Here is a 26,802-nt window from a genome sequence, read left to right as displayed (position 1 = left end):
GCCACGAAGTTCCTCAGGTGCGGGCCCTCTGCCCGGGCGGGCGGCGCGTGGTGCGCAGTGCCTCGGCGATCAGCGCCGATATGGCGGGTGGCATGTCCATGGGCAGGGTGGCCGGCACCGTGGTGCGGCCGGTGTTGCCGCGCGGCAGCCGGTCCAGCAGATGGCCTGCGGGCACCAGGGCCAGGCGCAGCAGCTGGCCGGCGACCTCCCTGCCGTCGCGCAGCTGCAGCGCGTGGCGCAGCATCCAGCAGTGGGATCGCCAGTGCAGGCCCAGCAGCTGCTGGCCCAGCACATGGCTGGCCTCCAGCAGCAGCCAGCGCTGTGCGGGCGCCTGGTCCTGGCTTGAACGGAAGCTGTGCAGCAGGTGGGTGAAGGCGGCGCGGCGCTGGGCGTCGGTCATGCCGCCTCCCTGTCGCTGCCCCAGCGGCGCAGCCGCAGGCCGTTGCCGACCACCAGCAGGCTCACGCCCATGTCGGCGAGCACAGCCAGCCACATGCTGGCGTTGCCGGCCAGGGCCAGCGCGAAGAACACCAGCTTGACGCCCAGCGACAGGGCGATGTTCTGCCAGAGCACGGCGTGGGCGCTGCGCGACAGCTCCACCACCTCGGGCAGGCGGCGCAGGTCGTCGTTCATCAGCACCACATCGGCGGTTTCCATGGCCATGCCCGTGCTGTGCATGCCGCCCATGGCAAAGCCGATATCGGCCTGGGCCAGCGCCGGTGCGTCGTTGATGCCGTCGCCCGTCATGGCGGTGGGGCCTCGTGTGCGTTGCAGCTCGGCCAGTGCGTCGAGCTTGTCCTGGGGCAGCAGGCCGCCGCGCGCATCCTGGATGCCGGCTTCGGCAGCGATGGAGCGCACGGTGGCCGTGTTGTCGCCGCTGAGCACCACGGGCTGCACGCCCAGGGCCTGCAGGCGTGCCATGGCCTCGCGGGCCTGGGGCCGCAGCGGGTCGGCCACGGCGAACAGGGCCCGCACGCCGCTGCTGTCGGCCAGCAGGGTCACGGTGCGGCCCTGGGCTTCGTGCATCGCCAGGCTGGCGCGCAGCGCGGCGCTGTCCCAGCCTTGCTCCTGCACCCAGCGCAGGTTGGCCAGGGTCCAGAGCTGGCCGTCGATCTCGGCCTGCACGCCACGGCCGGGCAGGGCCAGCAGCTTGCTGACCGAGGCCCGCGCGGCCACGGCGGCATCGGCCTGGAGGCCGGAAGCAATGGCGCGCGAGACCGGGTGGTCCGAGCGGCCGGCCAGGGCCAGGGCGCGCGCGGCGGGCAGGGCGGGGCCAGGGGCGGCGTCCCGGGCTGCATCCTCTTCGCCCCAGGACTTCCATTCGACCAGCTTCGGGCTGCCCGTGGTCAGCGTGCCGGTCTTGTCCAGGGCAATGGCGCGCAGCTTGCGCGCCGATTCCAGCGCCTGGCCTCCCTTGATCAGCAGGCCGCGGCGTGCAGCCGCCGTCAGCGCGCTGACCACCGTGACGGGGGTGGACAGCACCAGGGCGCAGGGGCAGGAGATGACCAGCAGGGCCAGGGCCTGGTAGGCCGCGTCATGCCAGCTCCAGTCCATGACCAGCGGCGCCAGCACCGCCAGCGCAATGGCCAGCACCAGCACGATGGGCGTGTAGACGGCGGCAAAGCGATCGACAAAGCGCTGGGTGGGTGCCTTGGAGGCCTGGGCCTGCTCCACGGCATGGACGATGCGCGCAATCAGGCTGTCATTGGCCGCCGAGGTGACGCGCATCTGCAGCTCGCCATCCTGGTTGATGCTGCCGGCGTAGAGCTCGTCGCCCGGGGCCTTGTCGGCCAGGGCGCTTTCTCCGGTGATGGGCGCCTGGTTGACCGAGCTTTGGCCGCGCAGGACCACGCCGTCCAGCGGCACGCGCGCGCCGGGGGCCACGCGCACGGTGGCGTCCAGTGCCACGTCGGCGGCCGCCACGCGCTGCACGCTGCCATCGGGCTGGAGCACGTCGGCCGTCTCGGGCGCCATCTGCAGCAGGCTGCGGATGGCATTGCGCGCGCGGTCCATGGCCTGGTCCTCGATGCGCTCTGCCGCGGCGTACAGGGCCATGACCATGGCGGCCTCGGGCCACTGGCCGATGGCGAAGGCACCCGTGACGGCAATGGCCATCAGCGCATGGATGCCCAGCTTCAGGCGCAGCACGTCGCGGATGCCGGCCTTGTAGACGCCCAGGCCCGACAGGGCAATGGCCAGCACGGCCACGGCCATGCCGCCGTATTGCAGGGCCGGCACGCCGCCCTGGGAACCGCTGAACCAGTGGGCGGCTTCGGCCAGCACGGCTGCAATCAGCGCGGCCGTGATGCGCGGCCAGCCGGGCAGCACGCTGTGGTCATGGCCGGCATGGGGATCGCTCTCGTCGTGACCGTGGTCATGGTCGTGGTCACGGGCGTGGGCGTGATCGTGGCCCTCGCCATGCGCATGCGAGTGGCCATGGGCCTTCTTGCGGGCCGGCGTGGGCTGGGTGATGGTGAAGGGCGCGCAGCAATCGGTGCCGCAGGCGGAAGACGGCGAAGTCGAGGCGGGCGTGGAATGGGCTGGGAAGGCTTTCAGGGCCTCGTTGCCCTGAGGGCTTGGCAGGCGATTGGAGTTCATGCGAGCATTGGAAACGGTGAAGTCACTTCAAGGTCAAGCATGTCACAGCATGAATCTGCGCGCTGGCGCATCGGCGAGGCGGCCAAGCGTTCCGGCGTGGCCGCCGCCAACATCCGCTACTACGAGAAGGAAAGGCTGCTGAGCGCGGGCGTGCGCGAGGACAACCAGTACCGGCTGTACAGCGACAGCGATGTGCACCGGCTGCGCTTCATCCGCCTGTGCCGCGCCATGGACATGTCGCTGGACGAGGTGCGCACCCTGCTGGCGCTGGACGGTGCCAGCAAGGCCGACTGCGTGGCCGCCAACGAAACCCTGGATGCCCACCTGGGCCATGTGCGCGAGCGCCTGGCCGAGCTGCGCGCGCTGGAGCATGAGCTGATGCAGCTGCGCAGCCAGTGCGACGGGTCGGCCAGCTACTGCCATCTGATCGAGGCCTTGCACGCCCAGGCCGACGAACCGCTGGCACCCGCCCTGGGCAGCACCGGCGCCAAGCGCCATGTGTAGCGCCGTCCGCGGCTGCCTGTCTTGCGCCGGCGTCCGACGGACCGTCCCGGTACGGCTCGCTATCATCGCCCGATGAGCCTCAGCCACGCAGCCCTGTCCCTTCCCGACCGCATCTGGGCGGCGCTGCGCGACCATGCGCTGGCCTGGTGGCGCAGCGTCTACCTGGGCGCCGTGCTGCTGGTGCTGGCCATGTCCCCTTCCAGCTACCGGCGCGGCGCGCGGCGTGCCATGGCGCACCAGATCTATGTGCAGACCGGCCCCATCCTGCTGGGTTTCACGGCGCTTGCGGCCCTGCTGTGCGCGGTCATCACGCGCATCGTCATCGTCACGGCGCTGAGCTATGGGCTGTCGCGCTATGCGCTGGAGATGGTGGTGCGCGTGCTGGTGATCGAGCTGATCCCGCTGACGGCCGCGCTGTTCGTGGCCATGCGCTGCACCATTCCCAACGGCACGCTGATTGCGCAGCTGCGCGCACGGGGCCAGCTCCAGGCCTGGCAGGAGCGCGGCTCCGACCCGCTGCGCATGGCCCTGGTGCCGCGCGCCGCCGGTGGCGTGTTTGCCTCGGTCACGCTGGCCGTGCTCAGCTGCGTGGTGGCCCTGGTCACCGTCTACCTGAGCGTCTATGGCTTCACGCTGGCGGGCCTGCCCGGCTACACGCGCATCTTCGGCCAGATCTTCACGCCGGCCGTGACCCTGGTCTTCGTGCTCAAGACCTGGTTCTTCAGCCTCACCGTGGCCATCATGCCCATGGCTTCCGGCCTGTATGCGCCGCTGCGGCGCCACCGGCTCGGCGGCGCGGCGTTGGGCGGCTTTGCGCGCATGTTTGCCGTGCTGCTGGTGATCGAGGTGATCTCGCTCATGGGCAACTACTACTGAGCACGCCCGCTGAACTCCACGAACCCCACATGCACGGCAAGGCCCGTGCCAGAACAAGGAATGCCATGACCGATACGCGGCGCACGCCGCCAGACCCCTGGGACGGCGAGGAAATCGAGGCCCTCAAGCCCGTGGCGCACCTGCGCGCCAAGGCGGCGGGCCTGCTGCTGTTCACGCTGGTGCTGATTCTTGGATCGGCCCTGTACCTGCTGTACTCGCGCGGCGTGTTCGACGCCACGCAGCGCCTGGTGCTCACGGCCGACGACTCTGAGGGCGTGAGCGTGGGCATGGACATGACTTTCTCGGGCTTTCCGATCGGGCGCGTGCGCCGCATCGAGCTGGCCGAGGACGGCAATGTGCGCATCCTCATCGACGTGCCGCGCAAGGATGCGCACTGGCTGCGCGAGTCCAGCGTCTTCACCCTGGTCAAGGGGTTGGTGGGCGGCACCACCATCAAGGCCTACAGCGGCATCCTCAGCGATCCGCCGCTGCCCGACGAGGCCGTGCGCCCCGTGCTGCGCGGCGATGCCACGGCCGAGCTGCCGCAGATCATGTCCACGGCCAAGGAAGTGCTGGGCAACATCGCCCAGCTCACCGCACCGGACTCGGCCCTGGGCGGGTCGCTGACCGAGCTGCGGGGCCTGGCCGGCCGGGCCCAGGGGCCGGGCGGCGTGCTGGGCGTGGTCATGGGCAGCGAGCAGGAGGCGCGCAAGGTCACGGCCCTGCTGGACCGCGCCAATGCCACGCTGGCCCGCATGGAGCGCATGGTGGCGCGGGCCGACAGCCAGGTGTTCGACGCCGGCGGCGTCATGCCCGAGGTGCGTTCCACCGTGGTGCAGCTCAACGGCCTGCTGGCCGACACGCGCCGCACGCTGGGCAAGGTGGACGCCGTGCTGGCCGAGGCCCAGGCCGTGGGCTCCAATGCGCGCGAGGCCACGGCCGACCTGGGCGCCCTGCGCGCCGAGGTGGAGGGCAACCTGCGCCGCCTCGAAGGCGTGCTGGCCGACCTGCAGCGCAAGTGGCCGTTTGCCCATCAACCGGAGTTGAAGCTGCCATGAGTGCTGCCGCCAAGAAACTTTCTGCCGCAACCCTCCTGGCGCGCCATGCCGCCGCCGGCGCCGTGCTGACCGTGGTGCTGGCCGGCTGCAGCAGCCGCCCGCCCGCACCGGACTGGGCGCTGAATGCCGAATCTGCGTCCCAGCGCGCCTCCACCGCCTACCTGGAAGGCCGCCAGCGCGTGCAGGCCCTGGAATGGGACAAGGCCCGCGCCGAAGTGGCCGCCACGGGCCGCACCGACCTGGCCGCGCGTCTGGAGCTGATGCGCTGCGCGGCCCAGGTGGCCAGTCTCGATTGGGACGACTGCCCCGGCTACCAGGCGCTGGCGCTTGACGCGGCGCCAGCCGAGGCCGCCTATGCGCGCTATTTGCAAGGCAGGCCCCGGCCCGAAGACATTGCGCTATTGCCGGAACTACAGCGCCCCGTGGCGCAGGCGTTGCTGGGTGCGCCTGCCTCGGCGCTGGCTGCCGTGGGCGCCATCAAGGAGCCGCTGCCCCGGCTGGTGGCGGCCGGCGCGGCCTTGCGGGCGGGGGCGGCACAGCCGCAGTTGCTGGAGCTGGGTGCCGAGACCGCCTCGGCCCAGGGCTGGCGCCGTGCGGTGATGGCCTGGCTGCAGCTGCAGGCCAGGGCCCATGATCAGGCGGGCGAGGTGGACAAGGCCCAGGCCGTCAGGCGCAGGCTGGCGCTGCTGGAGAAGACGGCCAGCGGTGGGGGCGCATCGGCAGGTACATCAACCGGCACATCGGCCGGCAAATGAAAACAGCGCCAGTCCGCAAGGGATGGCGCTGGGCAGGCATTTGCAGGCGCTTGCAGGGTCTACATCGACGACAGCAGGGCGCCCGGGTCTTTTTGCAGCAAGGTGTCTGCGGCCGGGGCGGCGCTGTCCAGCCACAAGGTGGCAACGCTGGCGGCGACGGCAAGCAATACCGTGGCGGTGAAGGCAATGAAGGGATGACGTCCGAAGGGGCTGGGTCTGCGCATGGTGCACCTCCTGTCTGGCAGCGCAGGCAGAGCATGGGGCTGGGCCTGGACTCCATTGCACACCGGATTGCGCAGCGTGGCTGTCGGACAATCGCTTTCTCTCTTGACGTTCGTGAAAAAAGCGGTGGGAGAAATTCCCTATCGATCTTCAGAAGGCCGAAAAAAAAGCGAGGCAGGGCCTCGCTGAAAGTTCGGGACGTAAGTCCCCGGCCCGTGCTGGCAGGCCAGGCGTCGCCTCAGAAACGGTGGCGGATACCCGCGATCAGGCTGGTGCCCGACTTCAGGTCCGTGATGCGGTCGTGCATCAGCACGGTGTACACATCGGTGCGCTTGGACATGTAGTGGTCGTAGCCCAGGCTGGCCGTGGTGCGCGTGGAGTCCACGGCGCCGATCTCGGCCTTGGTGCGGGCCAGGGCTGCCTTGATGGTGCCGGCGCTGCTCACGGGCACGTCCAGGCCCAGCGAGTAGGTGCTGTTCTTGCGGTCCAGGTCCTTGACCTTGGCCTGGCCGTAGGTCGCGTACAGCTTGGCCACTTCGAAGTTGTAGGTGCCGCCCAGCATCCAGTCGGTCTTGGTGGGCATGACGGCCAGGCTCACGGGGTTGCTGATCTGGGCGCGTTCGTAGAAGGCCACCAGGCTCAGCGGGCCGCCGAAGTACATGGCGTTCACGCCGATGTTCTTCTTGCCGGAGTCGCCGCCCTTTTCACCGAACTGGTAGTGGACGTTGGCCTGCAGGCCGCCGAACTTGGGCGTGCTGTAGACGATCTGGTTGCTCCAGCCGGTGTCCGACGGCGTGGTCAGGTTGGCCGAGCCCCAGGCTGCCGTGCCCACGTTGGCGTGCAGCACCAGCGGGGAGATGGTGAAGGAGTCGCCGAAGGGGTTGGTCAGGATGGTGGGCAGGAAGTTGGGCGCCATGCCGCGGCCCAGGCGCACCGTGCCGAAGCCGCCGGACAGGCCGACGTTGGCATCGCGCGAGAAGTACGGGTCGCCGTCGAAGCGGCCGGGGCTGCCGGTGTCCACGCGCATGAAGGCCGTCAGCTGGAAATCGACCTTCAGGCCGCCGCCCAGGTCTTCCTGGCCCTTCATGCCCCACCAGGAGGTGGTCATGCCGCCCGAACCCACGACGCCCTTGCCGCTGGCGTCGCCAGCCATGCGCATGGAGCCGGCATAGGCGTCCACCAGGCCTGTCAGCTGGACCGAGCTTTGGGCGTGTGCTGCGCCGGCGCAGGCCAGTGCAGCGGCCAGTGCGATGAAGGAACGTTTCATGTTGAGGAGTCTTTCATTGTTGGATAGTGGAAACGGTTGGCCAGTGCTGTGACCGGGGCAGACGATGAGGCAAACGCCCTGGGCGGGCTATGTGGCAAACCTGGGACAGTGGCGTTTTCGCATCAGGGTCCGGCCGGTGTCGGCGTGCCTTTGCGGCGCGCGCGCGAGGCAGTCCAGACTGGCTAAGCCGCGTATTACAACGCATCCCAGCCATTGCACCGGCCAGAAAGTGGTGTCTTTGACACAGTTATGACGAAACTTAATTTGTGTTTTGCACTCTCGCGGCTTGAACGCTGCCGTGCACTGGGTTGGGGCCGGGGCACCAGGCCTGTGCAGCAGGTCCTTGCAAGAGGGCTCAAAGGTCAATTCAGGGCTCCTTGTTCGTCGGTTGGAGGAAGATTTCCGCCTGTTGCCAGGCCGGTGGCTGCAACTGATTGCAAACGGCGTGCCAGCCTGCAACCCGGCCACCGGCCTCCACGGGGGTCCATGAGCCGGGCATGTGTTTGCAGACGTGTCAGACTCGCGCCCATGTCCGAATCCACCTTGCTCGTTGCCGATGACCACCCGCTGTTCCGCGCTGCGGTGATCCATGTGCTGCGCGAGGCCCTGCCGCAGTTCGCCGTGCTGGAGGCCGCAAGCGCTGCGACCCTGGGGGCGGCGCTGCAGCAGCACCCCGAGATCGAACTGGTGCTGCTGGACCTGGCCATGCCGGGCGCGCGCGGCTTCTCCGCGCTGCTGCATGTGCGCGGCGAGTACCCCGACATTCCGGTGGTGGTGATCTCATCCAACGACCATCCGCGCGTGATCCGCCGTGCCCAGCAGTTCGGTGCCGCGGGCTTCATTCCGAAATCGGCGCCGGCCGAGGCCATAGGCACGGCCCTGCAGGAAGTGCTGGACGGCGGCAGCTGGTTCCCGCCCATGGCCGCCGAGCGCTCCGAGGCCGACGCCGCGCTGGCCGCGCGGCTGGCCCAGCTCACGCCCCAGCAGTTCCGCGTGCTGCTGTGCCTGGCCGACGGCCTGCTCAACAAACAGATCGCCCATGAACTGGGGCTGGCCGAGAACACCGTCAAGGTGCATGTGACGGCCATTCTCAAGAAGCTGGAGTGCTACAGCCGCACGCAGGCTGCCGTGCTGGTCAAGAGCCTGGAGAACGACGGCACGGCCTGAACTCCATGCCGCGGCGTGCCGTGTCCCTACCGGTGGCGCAGCAGCATCTGGCTCATGAGCGCACGCAGTGCGGGCGGGCGCACGGGCTTGGCCAGAAAGCCCCAGCCGCGCTCGGCCGCCTGGCGGCGCAGCATGCTGTCGCGCTCGGCCGTGACCAGGATCACGGGCGGCGACTGGCCCCAGCGCTGGCACAGCTGCGCGTAGACATCGGGGCCGTGCAACTGGCCCAGGCGCACATCGAGCAGCACCAGTTGCGGCGCTTCGCCGGGCGCGGCCAGCGCCAGCGCCTCGGCCGGGCCGCCGGCCAGCGGCACGCTGCAGCCCCAGCGCTGCAGCAGGGCGCGCATGGCGGTGCAGGACTGGGGATCGTCCTCCACATACCAGGCGTTCATGCCCTGCAGCGGTGCATCCTGGTCCGGGTCGCCGGTCTGCGCGCTTGCGGCGATCTGCGGCACGGCGCCCGGGTCGCCCAGCGGCACGCAGACCCAGAACACGCTGCCCCGGCCCAGTTGCGAGCGCAGGCCGATCTCATGGCCCAGCAGCCGGCCCAGGCGCTCGACGATGGCCAGGCCCAGCCCGGCGCCACGGTCGTCGCCATGGCCCTCGTCCAGGCGGCGGAATTCCTCGAAGATCTCGTGCTGCAGGCTCTCGGGAATGCCCGGTCCCTGGTCGTGCACCTCGATGCGCAACTGCTGGCCCTGGCGCCGGCAGCCGATGACGATGCGGCCCTGGCGCGTGTAGCGTATGGCGTTGGACAGGAAGTTCTGCAGGATGCGGCGCAGCAGGGCCTCGTCGCTGCGCACCACGCAGCGCGTGTCCACCGCGCTCAGGCGCAGGCCCCGGCTTTCGGCCAGGATGCCGAAGTTGTGGCGCATGACCTGCAGCAGCGGGCCCAGCGCGAAGTCGCGCACGCGCACCTCCAACTGGCCCGATTCCATGCGCGAGATGTCCAGCAGGCTGCCCAGGATGGCGTCCTGCGCGGCCAGGGCGCCGTCGATGCTGTCGGCCACGTGGCGGCCCGCCTCGTCATGCAGATGGCTGCGCAGCAGGGAGCTGAACATGCGCGCGGCGTTCAGAGGCTGCAGCAGGTCATGCACGGCAGCGGCCACGAAACGGGTCTTGTAGCGGTTGGCCTGCTCGGCCTCGCGCTTGGCCTCGGCCAGGTCGCGCGTGCGCTCGGCAATGCGCTGCTCCAGCGCATCGGCCAGCGAGCGCAGCTCGCGCGCGGCGTTCTTGTAGCTGGTGATGTCGGCATAGCTGGTGACGAAGCCGCCGTCGGGCAGCGGGTTGCCGCGGATCTCCAGCACCGTGCCGTCGTCCTTGGTGCTTTCGCGCAGGTGCGGGCTGCCGCTGCGCAGATGCTGCAGCCGCCGGTGGATGGCCTCCTCGATGGGGCCGGGCCCCAGCAGGCCGCGCCGGGCGTTGTACCGAAACAGGTTCTCTATGGGCTGGCCCGTGCGCAGCAGTTCGGAGGGAAAGCGGAACAGCTCCACGTAGCGCGAGTTCCAGGCCACCAGGTTGAGGTCGGCATCGATCACCACCACGCCCTGGGGCAGGTGCTCCAGGCTGCGGCTCAGTCCCGTGTCGGCCTGGCGCGCGGCCTGGACGATGCCGTCCTGGGCCGTGCGCAGCTCCTGGGCATGCTGGCGCAGCACGGTTTCCAGCTCCAGGCGGCTGCGCAGGCGCAGCGCGGCCAGCCGCCTGCGCTGGCGCACGAACAGCACCAGCATGCCCAGGGCCAGCCAGCCCCCCGCCGCGGCCGCCGCCGCCCAGCGGCTGGCCACGGTACTGGCCTGCGTGTCATGCAGCAGGTGCAACTGCCAGTCGCTGCCGGGCAGGGGCAGGGTCTGCCACAGCGTGGTGCCGGGCAGGGCGGGTTCCTGCATCTGCACCAGGCGGCTGCCTTGCTCCAGGCCCTGGCGCACCCGGTAGCGCATGGGGTGCAGTTCCTGGTCGATGTACTGGCGCGTGGCGGCCAGGTCCGCCTCGTCGGCGGGGCTCAGGGGTGACAGCAGGCGGTAGCGCCAGTCGGACTGGCTGGCCAGGAAGACCACGCCGTGCTCGTCCGAGGCCATGACCACGTCAGGCGTCTGCAGCCATTCGCGCTCCAGCTCCAGCAGCGCGATCTTGATCACCACCAGGCCCGCGACGGCGTTGTGCTCGTCCAGGATGGCCTGCGACAGGAAGTAACCCGGCACGCCCGTGGTCAGGCCAATGCCGTAGAAGCGCCCGCTGCCGCGCGACAGCGCCTGCTGCACATAGGGCCTGAAGCTGTAGTCCACGCCCACGTTGCTGCGCGTCTCGCGCCAGTTGCTGGCGGCCAGGGCCGTGCCGTGGCGGTCGATCAGGGTCAGCGTGGACGACTGGCTGGCGCCGTTGGCCTGCTCCAGCTTGCGGTTGAGGGCATCGACCTCGGCGGGAGACAGCGGGTGGGTGAGGGCGGCGCGCAGCTGCGCATCCAGCGCCAGCACCTCGGGCAGGGTGCGGTAGCGGTCTATGCGCTGGCCCAGGGCCTGGGCGTAGAGGCTGAGCTGGCGCTGCACGCTTTCGGCCTCGCCGCGCAGGGCGCGGTGATAGACCAGCTCCCCGGCCAGCAGCATGCAGGCGAGCATGCCGCCGAACAGCAGCAGCAGGGTCCAGAAGGAGCGGCGTGAAGGGCGTCGAACGGGTTGGGGCATGGTGGTCTGGGCCCGATTGGGCGCCAGCTTGGTGCCTTCCAGGGACGGGAAGGGGTTGGGGATTACCCTGATTCTGCGTCCATTCTCCCTGGGAGAGCGCCTGCGCCTAATACCAATAGGTTATCGGCGCCGGAGGATGCCAGCGGTACAACCTGCACCTTCCCGCAACTTGCCGCACCTCGGTGGTGCGTCAACCCCACAGAAATCCTGCCGGAGCCGCACCATGCATGCCGTCCCCACCCACGCCGCCAGCCCCGAGCGGCTGCCCTTCTACCGCCAGCTGTATTTCCAGGTGGTGGTCGCCATCGTGGCGGGCGTGCTGCTCGGCCACTTCGAGCCCCAGTACGCCGAGCAGTTCAAGCCGCTGGGCGACGCCTTCATCAAGCTGGTGAAGATGATCATCGCGCCGGTGATCTTCCTGACCATCGTCACCGGCATTGCGGGCATGACGCACCTGCGCACGGTGGGCCGGGTGTTCCTCAAGGCCATGGCCTACTTCCTGTTCTTCTCCACGCTGGCCCTGGTGGTCGGCATGGTGGTGGCGCACGTGGTGCAGCCTGGCGCGGGCATGAACATCAACCCGGCCGACCTGGACCAGGCCGCCGTCAAGGGCTATGTGGCCAAGTCGCATGAGCTGACGCTCACCGGCTTTGCCATGGACATCATCCCCAAGACGCTGGTCAGCCCCTTCGTGGGCGACAACATCCTGCAGGTGCTGTTCGTGGCCGTGCTGTTCGGCATCTCGCTGGCCATGGTCGGCGACGCCGGCAAGCCCGTGCTCAACTTCCTGGAGGCGCTGACGGCCCCCGTGTTCAAGCTGGTCGGCATCCTGATGAAGGCTGCGCCGCTGGGCGCCTTCGGCGCCATCGCCTTCACCATCGGCAAGTTCGGACTGGGTTCGCTGGTCAACCTGGCCTGGCTGGTGGGCTCGTTCTACATCACCTCGCTGCTCTTCGTGGTCGTGGTGCTGGGCTTCGTGGCGCGGCTGTGCGGCTTCTCGGTGCTCAAGCTGGCACGCTACCTGAAGGCCGAGCTGCTGCTGGTGCTGGGCACCTCGTCCTCGGAATCGGCCCTGCCTTCGCTGATGCAGAAGATGGAGCGCGCCGGCTGCGGCAAGTCCGTCGTGGGCCTGGTCGTTCCCACGGGCTACTCCTTCAACCTGGACGGCACCAACATCTACATGACGCTGGCCGCGCTGTTCATCGCCCAGGCCACCAACACCCACCTGACCCTGGGCCACGAGATCGCGCTGCTGCTGGTGGCCATGCTCAGCTCCAAGGGCGCTGCCGGCGTGACCGGCGCGGGCTTCATCACGCTGGCCGCCACGCTGGCCGTGGTGCCCGAGGTGCCCGTGGCGGGCATGGCCCTGATCCTGGGCGTGGACCGCTTCATGAGCGAGTGCCGCTCGCTGACGAACTTCATGGGCAACGCCGTGGCCACCGTGGTGGTCTCGCGCTGGGAAAACGAGCTGGACTACAGCAAGCTCAACGCCGCCCTGGACGGAGAGCCTGTGCAGGCCCTGCCTTCCGAGGCCGCCGTGGCCAAGGCCTGAGAACGCCCTGGCCAGGGCAAGGGCCGGCAACGGCCCCTGCCTGCCCCACCGCTGCGCCACCCCAGGGTGGCGCTTTGCTTTGTCTACTCGCCTGCCAAGCTGCCGGGCGCGGCTGACGAGCGCAGCGACAGCTCCAGCCGGTAGGCCAGGGCCACGAAAAGGCTTTGCGCCAGCCCCATGGCCGCCGTCAGCGCGCGAAAGCCGAAGGTGGCGCTGTCCTGCACGATCAGGGCCGCCTCGGCCTCGCGCGCAATGGGGCTCATGCGGCTGTCGGTCATGGCGATCAGGTGGGCGCTGCGCTGCCTGGCCCACTGCGCCACCTGCACGGTTTCGTCCGCATAGGGCATGAAGGAAATGGCGATCATCACGTCGCCGCTGCGCACCGACCGGATCTGCCCCTGCTGCATGCTGCCCAGCGCGCTGAACAGGCCTATGCGCTTGTCGGTGTGTTGCAGCGCATATTCCAGATACACGGCCACGGGAAACGAGCGGCGCGAGCCGGCGATCCAGATCGCCTGCGTGCCGGCCAGCAACTCCACCGCCCGGTCGAATGCCTGACCGTCCAGGTTCTGGCGCAGCTGTTGCATGCCGGCCATGCCGCCTTTGAGGAATTCGTCGGCAATCTGCACAGGCTCCAGGGCGGCGGGGCCGGCCTCGACCATGTCGCGCACGCGCAGCTCATAGGCGCGGCCCGGCGCGATCTGCTCGGCAAGGCCTTCGCGGAACAGGCGCTGCATTTCGGAAAAACCCGAGAGCCCGAAATGCTTGGCAAACCGTACGACGGCCGAGGGCTGCACACCACATTGCGCGGCCAGGGACTGTATGCCTTGCAGGCCGAGCTGGTCGCGGTGGACCTCGATGTGGCGGGCAATGGCCTTGAGCTGCCGGCTCAGGCCATCGTATTCCTGGGCAATCTGCTGCAGGAGTCGTTCCACGGATGCGGGGGGCGGCGGGGAAGGGCTCATCGCAGGCGGGCCGGTGGGCGATCCCGGGGCAAGGGATCGACTGATTTCTGGATGGGCCATGATGCCATGGCGATCCCCGGGTCCCGGGCCGCTGGCAGCCCAGGCGGGGCATGGCATTCCCTAGCAGTAGTCCACCCAGATCCCACCGGCATCGGCCGAGCGCACGCAGTTCTCCACCCAGCGCACGCCCTCGATGCCAGCGTGGATGTCCGGATGGTGGATGGTTTGCAGCGCCTCGCGATCGCGCCTGTCCGTGGCCTCCATGGCCAGCGCGAAGCGGTGGTAGAGGTTGGACCATGCCTCGAACAGGCCTTCCGCATGGCCTGCGCTGATGCGGTCTTCCTGCAGCGCGGCGGGGTGCAGATAGCCCATGCCGCGATCGAGCACCTGCGCCGGCTGGCCCTGGACTTCGTGGCGCAGCTGGTTGGGGTGTTCGTCCCACCATTCGAGGCTGGCCCTGGCGCCGATGACGCGCAGCTTGTGCCCATGCATGGAGCCGCTGTTGACCGCGCAGGCCCACAGGCAGCCCATGGCGCCGCCCTGGTACTGCATGAGGGTGAAGGCGTTGTCCTCCAGCGGGGCGCGGCTGCTGACGAAGCTCTGCCGGCTGCACATCAGCCGCTCGATCTTCAGCCCCGGCAGCATCACCTGGGAAAGGTACAGCGGATGCGTGCCAATGTCGCCCAGCACATAGCTGGGGCCGGCAAAGGCCGGGTCCATGCGCCAGCGCGCGGCGGGGCTGGACTGCTCCACCGCCTCGCTGTGAAAGCCGTGCGAGAACTGCATCTGCACGATGCGGATGTCGCCCAGCTCGCCCCGCGCGATCATCTCGCGCGCCTGGGCGATGAGCGGGTGGCCGGCATAGCCGTAGGCCACGCCGACCATGCGGTTCCTGGCAAGGGACAGCTCCAGCAGCTCCTTGGCCTCGGCCGTGGTGAAGCACAGCGGTTTCTCGCAGACCACGTGCAGGCCTGAGAGCAGGGCGGCCTTGCAGATCTCGAAATGGGTGTTGTTGGGCGTGGCGATGGATACCGCGCGAATGCCGTCCGGGCGGCCGGCCTCGGCCTCGAACATCGCCCGGTAGTCGGCGTAGCAGCGCTGCACGTCCACGCCCAGTTGTTCGCCGAACCGGCGCCCGCGCGCGGCATCGATGTCGAACGCCCCGGCCACGAGCCGGAAATTGTGGTCGCGCAGCGCCGCCGACCGGTGCACATGGCCGATCTGGCTGTTGTGTCCGCCGCCGACCATGCCCCAGGCAATCGGGCGGCCGGGCAGAAGGGTTCCGTCGATCATGGTGTCCACCTTTGTGTTGCGTCTTCAGCAAAAGCGTCTTCAGCAAAAACCTGTGCGGGCCAGGAAGGCGCGGCTGGCGGCCACGTCGGGCAGGCTGGCACCCGCATTGCGCGGGTCGCGCTCCTGCTCCACCGTGATGCAGCCTGCATAGCCGATCTCCCGTAGCGTGGCGCCTATGGCCGGATAGTCGAGCACGCCTTGGCCGATGGGGCACATCACGCCCCGGGCGCAGGCGTCGAAGAACGCAATGCGCTCGCCCATCACCTGCCCGTACACCTGGGCGTCTATGTCCTTGAAATGCACGTATTCCAGCCGTGCCGCATGCCGGCGCAGCCAGCTTGCCGGGTCCATGCCGCTGTAGTGCAGGTGGCCGGTATCCAGGCACAGTCCGGCGGCCTGCGCCGGCACGTCGGCGGCGATGCGGTCGATCTCGTCGGCAAATTCGATGTAGCCGCCCGCATGCGGATGGATCACCGCGCGCACGCCGAAGCCGTTCCAGGCAAGGTGCGCTATCTGGCGGATGTGATCGACCATGGCGGCCCAGCGTGCATCGGACAGGCGCGGGGCGCGGTCCGGGTGGCCGGCCTCGAAGTCGCGCTCGGGGTGGCCCCAGTCCATCACCACGAGATAGGGCGCCGGGTAGCGTTGCCCGGCTGCAGCGGCCGGCCTGGGAAGCTGGCTGATGAGTCCGCAGATCTCGCGAGTCTGGCGCAGCAGCTGCGGCAGCCGGGCCGGCGAGACGAGATCGTCGAAGATCGTACCGGCGGTGATGCACAGGCGCCGCTGCGTGAATTCCGTGCGTACCAGGGCCGCCTCGAGCGGGATGTAGCCGCAGGGGCCGAGTTCCATGCCCCGAAAGCCCGCCTCGCAGGCCTCGTCCAGCACCTGGCGCCAGGGCGGCAGGTGCGGGTTGTCCACGTTGTCCACGCCCCAGCAGCAGGGCGCGCAGCCAATGGTCAGGGTCGCTGTCATGGTCGCAGTCATGGCGTCAGGGGCTCAGGGCTGGTAGAACGCCGGGCGCGCTGCGCTCGCCATGCGCTCTATCGCGCCGGAGGACTGCGCCAGCAGGCAGGCATCGGCGGCCACTGCGGCGGCGTAGCCGTCCCAGGCCGAGGGACCTGTCAGTTGCCGGTCGCGCACGCCGTCGATGAAGGCCTGCAGCTCCGCGTCGTAGGCGGCGATGAAGCGCTGCTTCCAGTCGGTCAGCAGGGGCGTGCAGCTGCTGGCCGCGCGCTTCATGGGCACGGCCGCAGGCTCCGGCAGGCGCGCGATGCCCGTCTCGCCCACCACTTCGCACTGGATGTCGTAGCCGTACCGGCAGTTGACGAATACCTCCACGTCGATGCGCACACCGCCCACGGTCTCCAGCAGGATGATCTGCGGATCGTTCAGATGCGGCAGTGCGTGGCGCGTCTTCCTGGGGAACACCACCTGGGCGCTGGCGTAGTCGTCGTCCAGCAGCCAGCGCAGGACATCGAGCTCGTGGATCAGCGTGTCGGTGATGGCCATGCTGGTGGTGTAGCCCCCGGCCACCGTGGGATTGCGGTGCGCGCAGTGCACCATCAGGGGCGCGCCAATCTCGCCGGCGGCGATGACATGGCGCAGCGCACGGTAGCCCGCGTCGTAGGGGCGCATGAAGCCGACCTGCACCAGGCGCCGGCCCTGCGCCACCTCCGCTTGCACGATGCGCATGCAGCCTGCGGCGGTCACCGCCAGCGGCTTTTCACAGAACACGGGCTTGCCGTGGGCGATGGCCTCCAGCACCAGTTCCTCGTGCGAGGGACCCCAGGAGGTGACCAGCACCGCCTGCACCTGTGGCGCAGCGATCAGTGCCCGGCCGCTGTCCATGATCTCGATGGCCGGATCATGTCCGGCCACCACGTCCCGCGCCTGCTGCGCATCGATGTCTGTCACCGCCACCACCCGGGCGCCCGACATCACCCGGGAGATCCTGCGGATGTGGTCTTGTCCGATGGCTCCGCAGCCTATGGCTCCGATCTGCAGCGTCATATGGTTCCCTTCTTTCAAAGCAATGAATGGCGGATGAAGTCCATGCTCTGGCGCAGCAGGGCTTCGTTGCTGTCCGCGTCCGTGATCCGGGCCGCGAACGGCTCGAACGAGACCGGGCCGCCATAGCCGCGATCGAGCAGTTCTCGCAACTGGGCGATGTTGCCCAGGCGGTCTCCTTCGCCGACCAGCACGCGGTGGCCGTCGCGCATCTGGCCGTCTTCGAGCCGGTGGTCCTCGACGCCCGAGACATGCACCAGCCCGGTCAGGTCGGGAAAGAAGATGTCTTCGCCGGCCAGGTAGTGGTGGAAGCTGTCGTGCACCAGCCTGAAGTGGCGTTCGCCGGCTGCGCCGTAGATCGCCTCGACGGCATCGGACTTGCGGCGCAGCGCGCACTCGGCAAAGCCCAGGGGCTCGACCAGTCCCTGCACGCCATGGCCATCGAGGAGGGGGCGCAGCTGCCTGAGGGCATGCACCAGGTCGCGCCGCCGCTGGCCGGGCGTGCGCGGGTCGGCCCTGTCGTTCAACGGGCACATGACCAGGGCCCGGGCGCCGCAGTCACGCGCGTACGCCGCCAGCGCGCGCGCCTTGCGCTCCAGGCCGGCGTCGAAAACGTCGAAGGGATACAGCGCGTTGATGGACACAATGGTGATGCCGGCCTGCCGCGCCGCGGCCTGGATGGCGGCGGGCGCCGTGCCGTCGCAGGTCTCGGCATGGGACAGGTCGTTGCGGATCTCGATGGCCGACACGCCCAGGCGCCGGCACATGGCCAGGTAGCCGGCAAACGGCATGCGAGAGGCGCTGATGCGGTTGATGGCGAAATGGATGGGATTCGTCATGGGCCGGGACTCGGGTGGGAAGCGGTGGTCAGGGGCGCAAAGCGGTCCGGGAAATGCCTTTCCAGCTGTTGCTGTATCTGTTGGCGCATGAAGCGGCTGGATTCGGCCGCACGCTCTTCCCAGGCGAACACGCAGGACGACAGAACGCCGTCGAAGCCGGCGCTGCCCAGCGTGCCGAAGAACAGGTCCCAGTCGATCTCGCCCTGTCCCATGTCCAGGTGCTGGTGCACGCGGATGTGGTGCGAGCCCGGCGGGTTGACGATGTAGCGCAGCTGGCTGCTCTTCCTGTGGTCGAAGGTGTCGGCCACGCGCACATGGGCCAGCAGCGGCGCGGCTTCGCGCAGCATGGCGGCCATGTCGCCGCCGTAGTGGAAGGTGTGCGGGGCGATATAGGACAGCCGCAGCGCCTTCGAGCCCATGTTCCTCACGATGTCCATGGCCGGCCGCAGCTGCTCTATCCAGTCCTCCGGATGCGGCTCCACGGACAGCGTGATGCCTTCGCGCTCCAGGATGGGCAGCAGCTCGTCCATGGAGCGGAACCAGGCGGCCTCGCACATCTCCTTCGGATTCGCGCCGGCAGGACCGTTCACCGAGCGCTCGGGCGAGGCTCCACGGCCGAACTCCGAGACCATCAGCGCGCACTCCATCTCGATGGCCACCTCGATGGCCTTCTTCCAGCAGCGCATCGCCCATTGCCGTTCGTCCTCGAACGGGCTGGCCCAGCGGTACATGGGCTGCAGCGATGCCAGTGCCACGCCGCTGGCGCGCATGGCCTGGCGGAATGCGGCCATGCGCTCCTTGGTGGCGCGCGGCATCACCCACCAGTCCAGGAAATCGCTGCGCGGCGACAGCTCGATGTGCGCATAGCCCAGTTCGGCCACGGCCTGCGGCAGCCGGTCCAGCGGCTCGTGCCGGATCATGTAGGGATCGAGGGCGATTTTCATGGTGTCTGCCTGCAGGGCGCGCCGTCAGCGCCGCGCCTTCTTGTTGCGGTACTGGTCGGCGACCACGGCCGCGACGATGATGGCGCCCTTGACCATCTCCTGGTAGTAGGCGTCGATGCGGATGAAGGTGAAGCCCGAGGTCATGACGCCCAGGATCAGCACGCCGATCACCGTGCCGGTGATGCGGCCCATGCCGCCGGCCAGCGAGGTGCCGCCGATCACCACGGCGGCAATCGCATCGAGCTCGTACATGACACCCATGCCCGACTGGCCCGAGATGGCCCGCGCCGCCGTCACCGTGCCGGCGATGCCGCCGAGCAGGCCGGCAATCATGTAGACCCAGACCAGATGCCGCTGCACGTTGATGCCCGAAACCACGGCTGCCTGGCGGTTGGAGCCGATGGCATAGGTGAATTTGCCGAAGCGCGTATGGCGCAGCACCACGTGGAAGACGGCGGCGAGCACCAGAAAGATGATCACCGGATGGGCGCCGGAGCCGATCGCTGCGAAGTCGTCGGTCAGCATGGAGACGGGCGTGCCGTTGGTGAACCACTTGGCAAAGCCGCGTGCGGCCACCATGGTGCCCAGCGTGGCGATGAAGGGCGGAATGCCCGTGAAGGCGATCAGCGAGCCGTTGAGCAGGCCGACCATCAGGCCCACGCACATGCCGGCCGCCACCGGCCAGACCACGGGCAGGTCGGTCAGCTGCGGGAACACGGCACGCGGAAAGTCGGACACCTGTGCCAGGCTGGCGGACACCACGGCGGTGGCGGCCACCACCGAGCCCGACGACAGGTCGATGCCGCCGGTGATGATGACGAGGTTGACGCCCACGGCGATGATGCCGATCACCGCCATCTGCAGCACGATGATCTGCAGCCGCTCGGCGTTGAGCAAAAAGCTCTGGCCCACGGTGAGCCAGCCGGCTGCCTCGAAGAACAGTGCAATGCCCAGCAGCACCAGAAAGATGCTCAGTTCCGGCGGCCGCCTGGCCCGGTGCAGCGGGCCGGTGCCCGGGCCGGGCGGGGAGGGGGCCTGCGAGATCGATGGGGTATTGCTCATCTTGCCTGTCTCCGCTTGGGGTCCCCGGCTCAGCGGGAAGCCAGTTCCATGATCCGTACCTGGTCGGCGTCCCTGCGCTCGACGATGCCCGTCATGCGTCCCTCATGCATGACCAGGATGCGGTCGCTCACGCCCAGCACTTCGGGCATCTCCGAGGAAATCATCAGCACGGCCGCGCCCTCGGCGGCCAGCGTGCCGACAAGGCGGTGGATCTCGGCCTTGGCGCCGACATCGATGCCGCGCGTGGGCTCGTCGAGGATGAGGATGCGGGGCCGCGTCAGCAGCCAGCGGCCGATCAGCAGCTTTTGCTGGTTGCCGCCCGACAGGTTCTGTATCTGTTCATGCAGGCCGGGCGACTTGATGCGCAGCGTGCGCGCCATGTGCTCGCAGTCGCGGCGCAGCGCAGCCCGCTCGACGAAGCCGCACTTCACATGGCGGCTGCTCAGTACCGCCATCTCCATGTTGGCCTGCAGGTCCAGGCCCGTGAAGCAGCCGGTGTCCTTGCGGTCCTCGGTGAGAAAGGCCATGCCGTGCCGCATGGCCTGCGCGGGCGAGTCGATCTTCACCGGCCGGCCGTCGATGCGGATCTCGCCGCTGGTGGCGGGCACCACACCGAACAGCGCCTCGGCCAGATTGGAGCGCCCGGAGCCCACGAGGCCGGCCACGCCCAGGATTTCCCCGGCGCGCAGCTCGAAGCACAGACCGCTGAACACGCCCTGCACGCCCAGCCCGTCCACGGACAGCACCACGTCGCCCAGGGCCACGTCCTGCTTGGGGAACATCTGTGTGATCTCGCGCCCCACCATCATGCGGATGATGTCGTCGCGCGTGACGTCGGCGGCCGCATGCGTGCCTATGTAGCGGCCATCACGGAACACCGAGAACTCGTCGGCGATCTCGAACAGCTCGTTCATCTTGTGCGTGATGTAGACGATGCCTTTGCCCTGGCTGCGCAGGTGGCCGATGATGCGAAACAGGTGCTCCACCTCCCTGTCGGTGAGCGCGGAGGTGGGCTCGTCCATGATCAGCACCTCGGAGTCGAAGGACACGGCCTTGGCGATCTCCACCATCTGGCGGCTGGCCACGGTCAGCGTGCGCACCTCGGCCCCGGGATCGATGCCGATGGCCAGCCGGTCGAACAGCGCCTGCGTGCGCTGGCGCAGCTGGCGGTGGTCGACCAGGCCGAGGCGGTTGAGCGGCTCGCGGCCAATCCAGATGTTCTCGGCCACGCTCATGCCGGGCATGAGGTTCAGCTCCTGGTGGATCATGGCAATGCCCTGCTGCAGCGCATCCAGCGGGCCGTGCAGCGTGACGGGTCTGCCCCTGAGGCGGATCTCGCCCTGGTCGGGCGCATGCATGCCGGCAATGATCTTCATCAGCGTGGATTTGCCGGCGCCGTTCTCGCCCATCAGCGCATGCACGCTGGCGCTGCGCACGCGCAGCTGCACATCGGCCAGTGCCACGACGCCGGGAAACGACTTGCCCACGCCACGCACTTCCAGAAGCCAGTCGCCAGCAGGGGATGGGGAAGCTGCAGGCCAGGGGGCGGCCTGCGGCCTGCCCGGCGAGACGGTGGGCATGGGCACTCCTTGGAGGACAGGTTGTGAAGAGGTGGCGTGGGCGGGGGTGACGGGGCGACGCGGACCAGGCGAGGCCGGCTCAAGGCCTGGCGTACTGGTCCATGTTCTCGGGCGTGACCAGTTCGAAGGGCACGTTCACGAAGCGCTCCACGGCCTGCTTGCCGGCCAGGCGCAGGGCGGCATCGACGGCATTGGCGCCCTGGCCCGCCAGATTCTGGAAGACGGAGACCTTGAGGTCGCCGTTCTTCATGGACGCCAGCCCGTCCGGCGTGGCGTCTATGCCGGCCACGATCATGTCGGGCGTCCATTTCCTGGCCGACTTCAGCGCGTTGATGGCGCCTATCGCCATCTCGTCGTTGTTGGCGAGGATGGCGTCGAACTTCATGCCCGAACTCAGCCAGTTCATGGTGATGTCCTGGCCCTGCGTGCGGCTCCATTTGCCTTCGCGCTTGTCCAGGATCTTCATGCCTGCGCACTCGCGGGTCGCCAGCACTTCCTCGATGTCGCGGGTGCGCACGCGCGCCGAATCGTTGGACAGCTCGCCCATCAGCACCAGCAGGTCGCCCCGGCCGCCCAGCAGCTTGCAGACCTGGCGGGCCTGCAGCGTGCCCGACAGCTTTTCATCGGACGCGACCACGGCAGTGCCTGCGGGCAGCTTGTCGAAATCCACGGGCTGGCGGTTCACGTAGACCAGCGGAATCCGGGCGGCGCTCACCATGCGGGTGATCTTGGGCGTGGCGTCGGTATCGACCGGGTTGACGATGATGGCGTCGGCCCGCTGGGCAATCATGTTCTGGATCTGGCTCAGCTGCTTGCCCACGTCGTTGCTGGCGTCCTCGATCTGCACGCCGGCTCCGTGCTTTTTCGCTGCATCGACGATGCCGTTGCGCAGGATGGTCAGGCCCGTGTCGTCAAACAGCGCCATCGCCACGCCGATCCTGAGGGGCTGCACCGGGGCCTGGGCCTGCGCTGCCCGTGGCTGAGCCTGAGCCTGGCCATGCAACGGCAGGGCGGCCAGAAGGGCTGCGGCAATGGCAGCCAGCAGGTGTCTTTTACTCATCCCTCGTCTCCTTGTTCCTGAGCGGCAGCGGGGCGCATGCAGGCCCCGCATGGACTCGCCACACACCGGATTGCACCGGACCGTGAGGGGAACTGTAGTTCCGCGCCGTGAAATTTTGGAAATTAATTTCTAAGTAATTACACCTAAGGAAAATAATTTCCAATAGTTTTAATCTTTCGACCATGTTCTGAACGGCGGGCATCGGAGACAAGGCAAGCCATGACAAGCACTGTGAGATTGACCGTCAGCCAGGCGCTGGTCCGCTACCTGGCGGCCTTGCGGGCCGAGGTCATGCAGCCGGACGGCAGCACCTCCATCCAGCCCTATTGCGGCGGCGTGTTCGCCATCTTTGGGCATGGCAACGTGGCCGGGCTGGGCGAGGCCCTGCATGCCGACAGGCACAGGCTGCCCACCTTTCGCGCCCACAGCGAACAGGGCATGGCCCATGCGGCCGTGGCCTTTGCCAAGACCCATTTCCGCCAGCGCATGATGGCCGTGACCTCCAGCATCGGCCCCGGCGCCACCAACCTGGTGACCTCCGCCGCGCTGGCGCATGTGGCGCGCCTGCCGCTGCTGCTGCTGCCCGGGGACATCTTTGCCTCGCGCCTGCCCGATCCCGTTCTGCAGCAGGTGGAGAGCTTCGAGCAGGGTGATCTGAGCGCCAACGACTGCCTGCGCCCGGTCACGCGCTACTTCGACCGCATCATGCAGCCCGGGCAATTGCTGGCGGCCTTGCCGCGCGCCATCCAGGTCATGACCGACCCGGCGCAGTGCGGCCCCGCCTGCCTTGCGCTGCCGCAGGACGTGCAGACCCAGGCCTTCGACTGGCCCATGGATTTCTTCCACCCGCCGCTGATCCTCCAGCGTCGCCCGCCGGCCGATGCCGCCGAGCTGGAGCAGGCCGTGGCCTTGCTGGCCTGCGCCAAAAGGCCGCTGATCGTGGCGGGCGGCGGCGTGCTGTACAGCCAGGCCTGGGAGGCCTTGCGCGTGTTTGCCGAAACGCATGGCGTGCCGGTGGCCGAGTCGCAGGCCGGCAAGGGCAGCCTGGCCTGGGACCATGCCCTCAACCTGGGCGCCATCGGCGTGACCGGCTCGCCGGCTGCCAACCACGCGGCCCGGCACTGCGATGTGCTGCTGGCCATCGGCACGCGGCAGCAGGATTTCACCAGCGGCTCGCAGGCGCTGTACAGCCAGGCCACGGTGCTGGGCCTGAACGTGCAGCCCTTCGATGCCGCCAGAAAGCGTGGCCGCCAACTGGTGGCCGATGCCCGTATTGGCCTGGCCCAGCTGGGTGCAGGATTGGCCGGCTGGCGGGCCGATCCACGGTGGACCGAAGAGCTGCGCGCCCGGGCCTCAGCCTGGGCACAGCGCGTGGCGGAGCTGACATTGCACGCGCCCCAGGGCGAGCTGCCCTGTGACGCCGAGGTGATCGGGGCCTTGCGCGAGTCTGCCGCCGACTCAGGGCTGGACAGCGCCCGCAATGACGTCGTGGTCTGCGCGGCCGGCACGCTGCCGGCCGAGCTGCACAAGCTGTGGCGCAGCGGCCTGCCGGGCAACTACCACGTGGACTATGCGTATTCCTGCATGGGCTACGAGATCGCGGGCGGCCTGGGCGTGAAGCTGGCAAGGCCCGAGCGCGAGGTCATCGTGGTCGTGGGCGATGGCTCCTACATGATGCTCAACGCCGAGCTGGCCACCTCGGTGCTGCTGGGCCGAAAGATCATCGTCGTGGTGCTGGACAACCGTGGCTACGGCTGCATAGAGCGGCTGCAGATCCGCTGCGGCGGCGCCAGCTTCAACAACATGCTCGACGACTGCGTGCCCGAGGGCGGCGAGCGCTCGTCCATCGATTTCGCCCGCCATGCCGCTGCGATGGGGGCCGAGGCCGTCCACGTGGGCGGTGTGCAGGAACTGCGCCGCGAAATGCTGCGTGCGCGGGCGTCCCGCCGCAGCCAGGTGCTGGTGATAGACACCACCCACCACCGCACCACGGCCGACGGCGGCGCCTGGTGGGAGGTTGCCGTGCCCGAGGTCTCGGGCCGCCCCGAGGTCCAGGGCGCGCGGCGCGAGTACCTGCACCACAAGGCAGGCCAGCGGCGCTGACGCCGCGCCACCGTCGCCCCGCCCGACTTCTACCCATCTGCCTAACTGTCTAGGCGCCTATCTGCCCCAAGGAGGACTCGCATGAACTGGAAGGTTCGCATCGGTATCAATCCCCTGTCCTGGATGAACGACGACCTCCCTTCGCTGGGGGGCGATACGCCGCTGGACACGGCACTGAAGGAGGGCGCCGAGATCGGCTACGCGGGTTTCGAGCTGGGCAACAAGTTTCCGAAAACCGGCCCCGCGCTCAAGGCCAGGCTCGACGCGTACGGGCTGGCCTGCGTCTCCGGCTGGTACTCGGGCTTTCTGGCGCAGGCCGATGCGGGCAGCGACGACCAGGCCCTTGCCGCCGAGGCCGAGCGCTGCAAGCCCCACATGGACAGGCTGCGCCACAACGGCGTCGACGTGGTGGTCTATGGCGAATGCGCGGGCACGGTCCAGGGGCAGATCGGCACGCCTGTGTCCCGGCGCCCGCGCTTTGCCGACGATGCGGCCTGGCAGCGCTATGCGTGGCGGCTGGATGCCTTTGGCGCGCACCTGCTGGAGTGTTACGGCATCCGGCTGGCCTATCACCACCACATGGGCGCCCAGGTGGAATCCCCGCAGGATGTGGACCGCCTGATGGCGCTGACCGATCCGCGCAAGGTCTTTCTGCTGTTCGATACCGGCCATGCCTACTACGGCGGCGCGGCCGATCCGGCGGCGCTGCTGAAAAAACATGTGGCGCGCGTGGCGCATGTGCATTGCAAGGATGTGCGTCCCCAGGTGATTGCCCAGGCGCGCCAGGGCGACTGGAGCTTTCTGCAGGGCGTGGTCAACGGCATCTTCACGGTGCCGGGTGACGGCGCGCTCGACTTCGAGGCGGTGCTGCGCACGCTCAGGGATGCCGGCTACCAGGGCTGGCTCGTGGTCGAGGCCGAGCAGGACCCCGCCATCGCGCCCGGCTACGCATACGCGAAAAAGGGCTACGAGACGCTGCGCGCGCTCGTGGAGCGGCTGGGCGCCTGAGGCCATCCGGCATCGAGGCATGAAAACCAAGGGAGGACAACGTCATGACATCTGCAATCCACCACGCCCTGCGGGGCCCTGCGGCCCGGGCCACCGTACCTTGCCTGTGCGCTGCGGCGCTGGCCGGCGCAGCCAGTCTGGCCGCGGCGCAAGGCAGCGTCACGCTGTATGGGCGCATCGTCAGCGGTGTCGACTATATGAACCGCATTGCCGAGGGGCCGGGCCGGTCTTCCGATCAACTCCGGCACGCCGGGCAATGGGGCGCGACCTGGTGGGGGCTGCGCGGGGCCGAGGACCTGGGTGGCGGCCTGAGCGCCGTCTTCCATCTCGAAAGCCAGTTCTCCGCCGACGACGGCACGGTGGGCGACAGCTTCTTCAGCCGCTATGCGGTGGTCGGCCTGCGAAGCCAGACATACGGCACGCTGCTGCTGGGCCGGGCCATGGGCATTCCGGACGGCGAGGTCTGGGCGCTGGACCCCATGGGCCTGCAGGCCATGGGCGCGGGCACGCTGCAGGGCAACCGGACCTGGGGGTCGCGCCCCAATGCCATCAGCTACCAGTCGCCGGCCTGGGGCGGGCTCTCGTTTCGCACCCAGCTGGGGCTGAACGGGGAGGCGGGCCGTTCCCGGGCCTGGCGCCAGGCCGCCGCCAGCGTGGGCTATGAGCAGGGGCCGCTGGTGCTCAAGGCCTTCTACGAGGAAATCCGCGACGGCAACGGCGCGTTCAGTTCGCTCTACACGGCATCGCGCCTTTACACGGTGGGCGCAACCTACCGCGTGGGCGGCCTCAAGCTGTTCACGGGCTACAGCCAGATCCGGTCAGGCCTCCTGACGGTGGCCGACGCCGACAACCCGGCAGGCGCCCGCAGGCAGCAGACCTACTGGATGGGCGCCAACTACCAGGCCACGCCGGCGCTGGTGCTGGTGGGCGGCGCCTACCGCGCCAACCGCAGTGGCGGCGGCGCCAGCCTGCTGAGCCTGGGTGCCAATTACCATCTTTCCCGGCGCACCATGCTGTATGGCACGGTCGGCACCCTCTCCAACGGGGGCACAGCCTCGTTCTCGGTGGAGGCCAACAGCGGCAAGCCGCTGCCCGGCTCCGGCCAGCAGGGGCTTTACGCGGGCGTCGTGCACTCGTTCTGAAGCCGCCTTTGCCGCGCATCAACCCTCAGCCCGGCCGGGTCAACCCCCGCTGGGCCGGCCCCCTTGGGGCGGGGCGGTGCCGCTTGGCTGTATTCTTGGCGCTTGCCTTCACGCAGCCTTGC

23 protein-coding genes are annotated in these 26,802 nt (G+C 68.9%); 9 read left to right on the top strand and 14 right to left on the bottom strand.

Annotated features, from left to right (window positions below; all coding sequences use genetic code 11):
• Positions 1 to 13: 13 nt before the first annotated feature.
• Positions 14 to 400 carry a DUF3703 domain-containing protein gene (locus ACF8ML_RS07230; protein WP_016449914.1) on the bottom strand — a complete coding sequence of 129 codons (387 nt, stop codon included), beginning with the start codon at positions 398 to 400 and terminating at the stop codon, positions 14 to 16.
• Positions 397 to 2,598 (bottom strand): heavy metal translocating P-type ATPase, encoded by a 2,202-nt coding sequence (locus ACF8ML_RS07225; RefSeq protein ID WP_209669617.1) that lies wholly within the window; start codon positions 2,596 to 2,598, stop codon positions 397 to 399. Before ACF8ML_RS07225 ends, ACF8ML_RS07230 begins: the two co-directional genes overlap by 4 nt.
• Positions 2,599 to 2,637: 39 nt before the next feature.
• On the opposite strand from ACF8ML_RS07225, the gene ACF8ML_RS07220 reads away from it, so the two are divergent.
• From ACF8ML_RS07220 to ACF8ML_RS07205, 4 genes are all read left to right on the top strand, one after another.
• Positions 2,638 to 3,102, top strand: coding sequence for a Cd(II)/Pb(II)-responsive transcriptional regulator (locus tag ACF8ML_RS07220; RefSeq protein ID WP_016449912.1), 465 nt, complete (start codon positions 2,638 to 2,640; stop codon positions 3,100 to 3,102).
• A 72-nt stretch (positions 3,103 to 3,174) separates the two neighbouring features.
• Positions 3,175 to 3,978: an ABC transporter permease gene (locus ACF8ML_RS07215; protein ID WP_012204765.1), complete on the top strand. Its 804-nt coding sequence runs from the start codon at positions 3,175 to 3,177 to the stop codon at positions 3,976 to 3,978.
• Positions 3,979 to 4,043: 65 nt separating this feature from the next.
• Entirely contained in the window at positions 4,044 to 5,036 is a 993-nt protein-coding gene (locus ACF8ML_RS07210; protein ID WP_013803088.1) for an MlaD family protein, read from the top strand.
• Positions 5,033 to 5,791: a hypothetical protein gene (locus ACF8ML_RS07205; protein ID WP_209669615.1), complete on the top strand. Its 759-nt coding sequence runs from the start codon at positions 5,033 to 5,035 to the stop codon at positions 5,789 to 5,791. Before ACF8ML_RS07210 ends, ACF8ML_RS07205 begins: the two co-directional genes overlap by 4 nt.
• A 59-nt stretch (positions 5,792 to 5,850) precedes the next feature.
• On the opposite strand, the gene ACF8ML_RS07200 is transcribed toward ACF8ML_RS07205, so the two are convergent.
• Together ACF8ML_RS07200 and ACF8ML_RS07195 are read right to left on the bottom strand one after the other, a co-directional pair.
• On the bottom strand, positions 5,851 to 6,015 hold the full coding sequence (locus ACF8ML_RS07200) for a hypothetical protein (protein ID WP_016449910.1): 165 nt from the start codon (positions 6,013 to 6,015) through the stop codon (positions 5,851 to 5,853).
• Positions 6,016 to 6,251: 236 nt separating this feature from the next.
• A complete protein-coding gene (locus ACF8ML_RS07195) occupies positions 6,252 to 7,280 on the bottom strand; it encodes a porin (protein ID WP_209669613.1) in 1,029 nt (342 codons plus the stop codon).
• Positions 7,281 to 7,808: 528 nt separating this feature from the next.
• On the opposite strand from ACF8ML_RS07195, the gene ACF8ML_RS07190 reads away from it, so the two are divergent.
• The gene (locus ACF8ML_RS07190; protein ID WP_016449908.1) at positions 7,809 to 8,447 is read left to right on the top strand and encodes a response regulator transcription factor; all 639 of its coding nucleotides are present in this window, start codon (positions 7,809 to 7,811) and stop codon (positions 8,445 to 8,447) included.
• 26 nt (positions 8,448 to 8,473) lie between these two features.
• Here ACF8ML_RS07190 and ACF8ML_RS07185 read toward each other — a convergent pair whose 3' ends face one another.
• The gene (locus ACF8ML_RS07185; RefSeq protein ID WP_209669611.1) at positions 8,474 to 11,125 is read right to left on the bottom strand and encodes a hybrid sensor histidine kinase/response regulator; all 2,652 of its coding nucleotides are present in this window, start codon (positions 11,123 to 11,125) and stop codon (positions 8,474 to 8,476) included.
• 223 nt (positions 11,126 to 11,348) lie between these two features.
• Between ACF8ML_RS07185 and ACF8ML_RS07180 the strand changes: the two genes are divergently transcribed.
• Positions 11,349 to 12,677 (top strand): dicarboxylate/amino acid:cation symporter, encoded by a 1,329-nt coding sequence (locus tag ACF8ML_RS07180; RefSeq protein WP_043791482.1) that lies wholly within the window; start codon positions 11,349 to 11,351, stop codon positions 12,675 to 12,677.
• 83 nt (positions 12,678 to 12,760) lie between these two features.
• Here ACF8ML_RS07180 and ACF8ML_RS07175 read toward each other — a convergent pair whose 3' ends face one another.
• From ACF8ML_RS07175 to ACF8ML_RS07135, 9 genes are all read right to left on the bottom strand, one after another.
• A complete protein-coding gene (locus ACF8ML_RS07175; RefSeq protein WP_392406787.1) occupies positions 12,761 to 13,642 on the bottom strand; it encodes a MurR/RpiR family transcriptional regulator in 882 nt (293 codons plus the stop codon).
• A gap of 120 nt (positions 13,643 to 13,762) precedes the next feature.
• On the bottom strand, positions 13,763 to 14,935 hold the full coding sequence (locus tag ACF8ML_RS07170) for a Gfo/Idh/MocA family protein (RefSeq protein ID WP_047327277.1): 1,173 nt from the start codon (positions 14,933 to 14,935) through the stop codon (positions 13,763 to 13,765).
• A gap of 39 nt (positions 14,936 to 14,974) precedes the next feature.
• Positions 14,975 to 15,907: a TIM barrel protein gene (locus ACF8ML_RS07165; RefSeq protein WP_392406785.1), complete on the bottom strand. Its 933-nt coding sequence runs from the start codon at positions 15,905 to 15,907 to the stop codon at positions 14,975 to 14,977.
• 24 nt (positions 15,908 to 15,931) lie between these two features.
• Positions 15,932 to 16,945, bottom strand: a complete 1,014-nt coding sequence (locus tag ACF8ML_RS07160; RefSeq protein ID WP_392406783.1) for a Gfo/Idh/MocA family oxidoreductase — start codon at positions 16,943 to 16,945, stop codon at positions 15,932 to 15,934.
• Positions 16,946 to 16,959: 14 nt separating this feature from the next.
• A complete protein-coding gene (locus ACF8ML_RS07155) occupies positions 16,960 to 17,781 on the bottom strand; it encodes a TIM barrel protein (protein WP_133073971.1) in 822 nt (273 codons plus the stop codon).
• Entirely contained in the window at positions 17,778 to 18,725 is a 948-nt protein-coding gene (locus ACF8ML_RS07150) for a sugar phosphate isomerase/epimerase family protein (protein ID WP_016452425.1), read from the bottom strand. The genes ACF8ML_RS07155 and ACF8ML_RS07150 overlap by 4 nt, the downstream gene beginning before the upstream one ends.
• A gap of 24 nt (positions 18,726 to 18,749) precedes the next feature.
• Complete coding sequence (locus ACF8ML_RS07145; RefSeq protein WP_016449899.1) at positions 18,750 to 19,787, bottom strand: ABC transporter permease; 1,038 nt, start codon at positions 19,785 to 19,787, stop codon at positions 18,750 to 18,752.
• Positions 19,788 to 19,816: 29 nt separating this feature from the next.
• A complete protein-coding gene (locus tag ACF8ML_RS07140) occupies positions 19,817 to 21,367 on the bottom strand; it encodes a sugar ABC transporter ATP-binding protein (protein ID WP_392406781.1) in 1,551 nt (516 codons plus the stop codon).
• Positions 21,368 to 21,446: 79 nt separating this feature from the next.
• On the bottom strand, positions 21,447 to 22,427 hold the full coding sequence (locus ACF8ML_RS07135) for a sugar ABC transporter substrate-binding protein (RefSeq protein WP_016449897.1): 981 nt from the start codon (positions 22,425 to 22,427) through the stop codon (positions 21,447 to 21,449).
• A gap of 219 nt (positions 22,428 to 22,646) precedes the next feature.
• Here ACF8ML_RS07135 and iolD point away from each other — a divergent pair, with 219 nt between their 5' ends.
• From iolD to ACF8ML_RS07120, 3 genes are all read left to right on the top strand, one after another.
• The gene (gene iolD, locus ACF8ML_RS07130; RefSeq protein WP_392406779.1) at positions 22,647 to 24,530 is read left to right on the top strand and encodes a 3D-(3,5/4)-trihydroxycyclohexane-1,2-dione acylhydrolase (decyclizing); all 1,884 of its coding nucleotides are present in this window, start codon (positions 22,647 to 22,649) and stop codon (positions 24,528 to 24,530) included.
• An 81-nt stretch (positions 24,531 to 24,611) separates the two neighbouring features.
• Positions 24,612 to 25,538 (top strand): myo-inosose-2 dehydratase, encoded by a 927-nt coding sequence (iolE, locus tag ACF8ML_RS07125; RefSeq protein ID WP_392406778.1) that lies wholly within the window; start codon positions 24,612 to 24,614, stop codon positions 25,536 to 25,538.
• A 44-nt stretch (positions 25,539 to 25,582) separates the two neighbouring features.
• Positions 25,583 to 26,680, top strand: coding sequence for a porin (locus ACF8ML_RS07120; RefSeq protein ID WP_392406777.1), 1,098 nt, complete (start codon positions 25,583 to 25,585; stop codon positions 26,678 to 26,680).
• The last annotated feature ends 122 nt before the right edge of the window (positions 26,681 to 26,802 follow it).

It is taken from the genome of Delftia sp. WSY_10 (assembly GCF_043104705.1).
Classification (GTDB): domain Bacteria; phylum Pseudomonadota; class Gammaproteobacteria; order Burkholderiales; family Burkholderiaceae_C; genus Comamonas; species Comamonas tsuruhatensis.
Note: the sequence above shows the minus strand (reverse complement) of the source record. Positions and strands in the feature narration are given on the sequence as shown.

Bases quoted from the DNA above. Each gene is read 5' to 3' on its own strand.
- ACF8ML_RS07210 (WP_013803088.1), top strand. From the start codon at position 4,044: ATGACCGATACGCGGCGCACGCCGCCAGACCCCTGGGACGGCGAGGAA.
- ACF8ML_RS07175 (WP_392406787.1), bottom strand. From the start codon at position 13,642: ATGAGCCCTTCCCCGCCGCCCCCCGCATCCGTGGAACGACTCCTGCAG.
- iolE (WP_392406778.1), top strand. From the start codon at position 24,612: ATGAACTGGAAGGTTCGCATCGGTATCAATCCCCTGTCCTGGATGAAC.
- ACF8ML_RS07180 (WP_043791482.1), top strand. From the start codon at position 11,349: ATGCATGCCGTCCCCACCCACGCCGCCAGCCCCGAGCGGCTGCCCTTC.
- ACF8ML_RS07145 (WP_016449899.1), bottom strand. From the start codon at position 19,787: ATGAGCAATACCCCATCGATCTCGCAGGCCCCCTCCCCGCCCGGCCCG.
- ACF8ML_RS07140 (WP_392406781.1), bottom strand. From the start codon at position 21,367: ATGCCCACCGTCTCGCCGGGCAGGCCGCAGGCCGCCCCCTGGCCTGCA.
- ACF8ML_RS07170 (WP_047327277.1), bottom strand. From the start codon at position 14,935: ATGATCGACGGAACCCTTCTGCCCGGCCGCCCGATTGCCTGGGGCATG.
- ACF8ML_RS07160 (WP_392406783.1), bottom strand. From the start codon at position 16,945: ATGACGCTGCAGATCGGAGCCATAGGCTGCGGAGCCATCGGACAAGAC.
- ACF8ML_RS07135 (WP_016449897.1), bottom strand. From the start codon at position 22,427: ATGAGTAAAAGACACCTGCTGGCTGCCATTGCCGCAGCCCTTCTGGCC.
- ACF8ML_RS07200 (WP_016449910.1), bottom strand. From the start codon at position 6,015: ATGCGCAGACCCAGCCCCTTCGGACGTCATCCCTTCATTGCCTTCACC.
- ACF8ML_RS07120 (WP_392406777.1), top strand. From the start codon at position 25,583: ATGACATCTGCAATCCACCACGCCCTGCGGGGCCCTGCGGCCCGGGCC.
- ACF8ML_RS07155 (WP_133073971.1), bottom strand. From the start codon at position 17,781: ATGACGAATCCCATCCATTTCGCCATCAACCGCATCAGCGCCTCTCGC.
- ACF8ML_RS07225 (WP_209669617.1), bottom strand. From the start codon at position 2,598: ATGAACTCCAATCGCCTGCCAAGCCCTCAGGGCAACGAGGCCCTGAAA.
- ACF8ML_RS07150 (WP_016452425.1), bottom strand. From the start codon at position 18,725: ATGAAAATCGCCCTCGATCCCTACATGATCCGGCACGAGCCGCTGGAC.
- ACF8ML_RS07190 (WP_016449908.1), top strand. From the start codon at position 7,809: ATGTCCGAATCCACCTTGCTCGTTGCCGATGACCACCCGCTGTTCCGC.
- ACF8ML_RS07195 (WP_209669613.1), bottom strand. From the start codon at position 7,280: ATGAAACGTTCCTTCATCGCACTGGCCGCTGCACTGGCCTGCGCCGGC.
- iolD (WP_392406779.1), top strand. From the start codon at position 22,647: ATGACAAGCACTGTGAGATTGACCGTCAGCCAGGCGCTGGTCCGCTAC.
- ACF8ML_RS07185 (WP_209669611.1), bottom strand. From the start codon at position 11,125: ATGCCCCAACCCGTTCGACGCCCTTCACGCCGCTCCTTCTGGACCCTG.
- ACF8ML_RS07205 (WP_209669615.1), top strand. From the start codon at position 5,033: ATGAGTGCTGCCGCCAAGAAACTTTCTGCCGCAACCCTCCTGGCGCGC.
- ACF8ML_RS07230 (WP_016449914.1), bottom strand. From the start codon at position 400: ATGACCGACGCCCAGCGCCGCGCCGCCTTCACCCACCTGCTGCACAGC.
- ACF8ML_RS07220 (WP_016449912.1), top strand. From the start codon at position 2,638: ATGTCACAGCATGAATCTGCGCGCTGGCGCATCGGCGAGGCGGCCAAG.
- ACF8ML_RS07165 (WP_392406785.1), bottom strand. From the start codon at position 15,907: ATGACAGCGACCCTGACCATTGGCTGCGCGCCCTGCTGCTGGGGCGTG.
- ACF8ML_RS07215 (WP_012204765.1), top strand. From the start codon at position 3,175: ATGAGCCTCAGCCACGCAGCCCTGTCCCTTCCCGACCGCATCTGGGCG.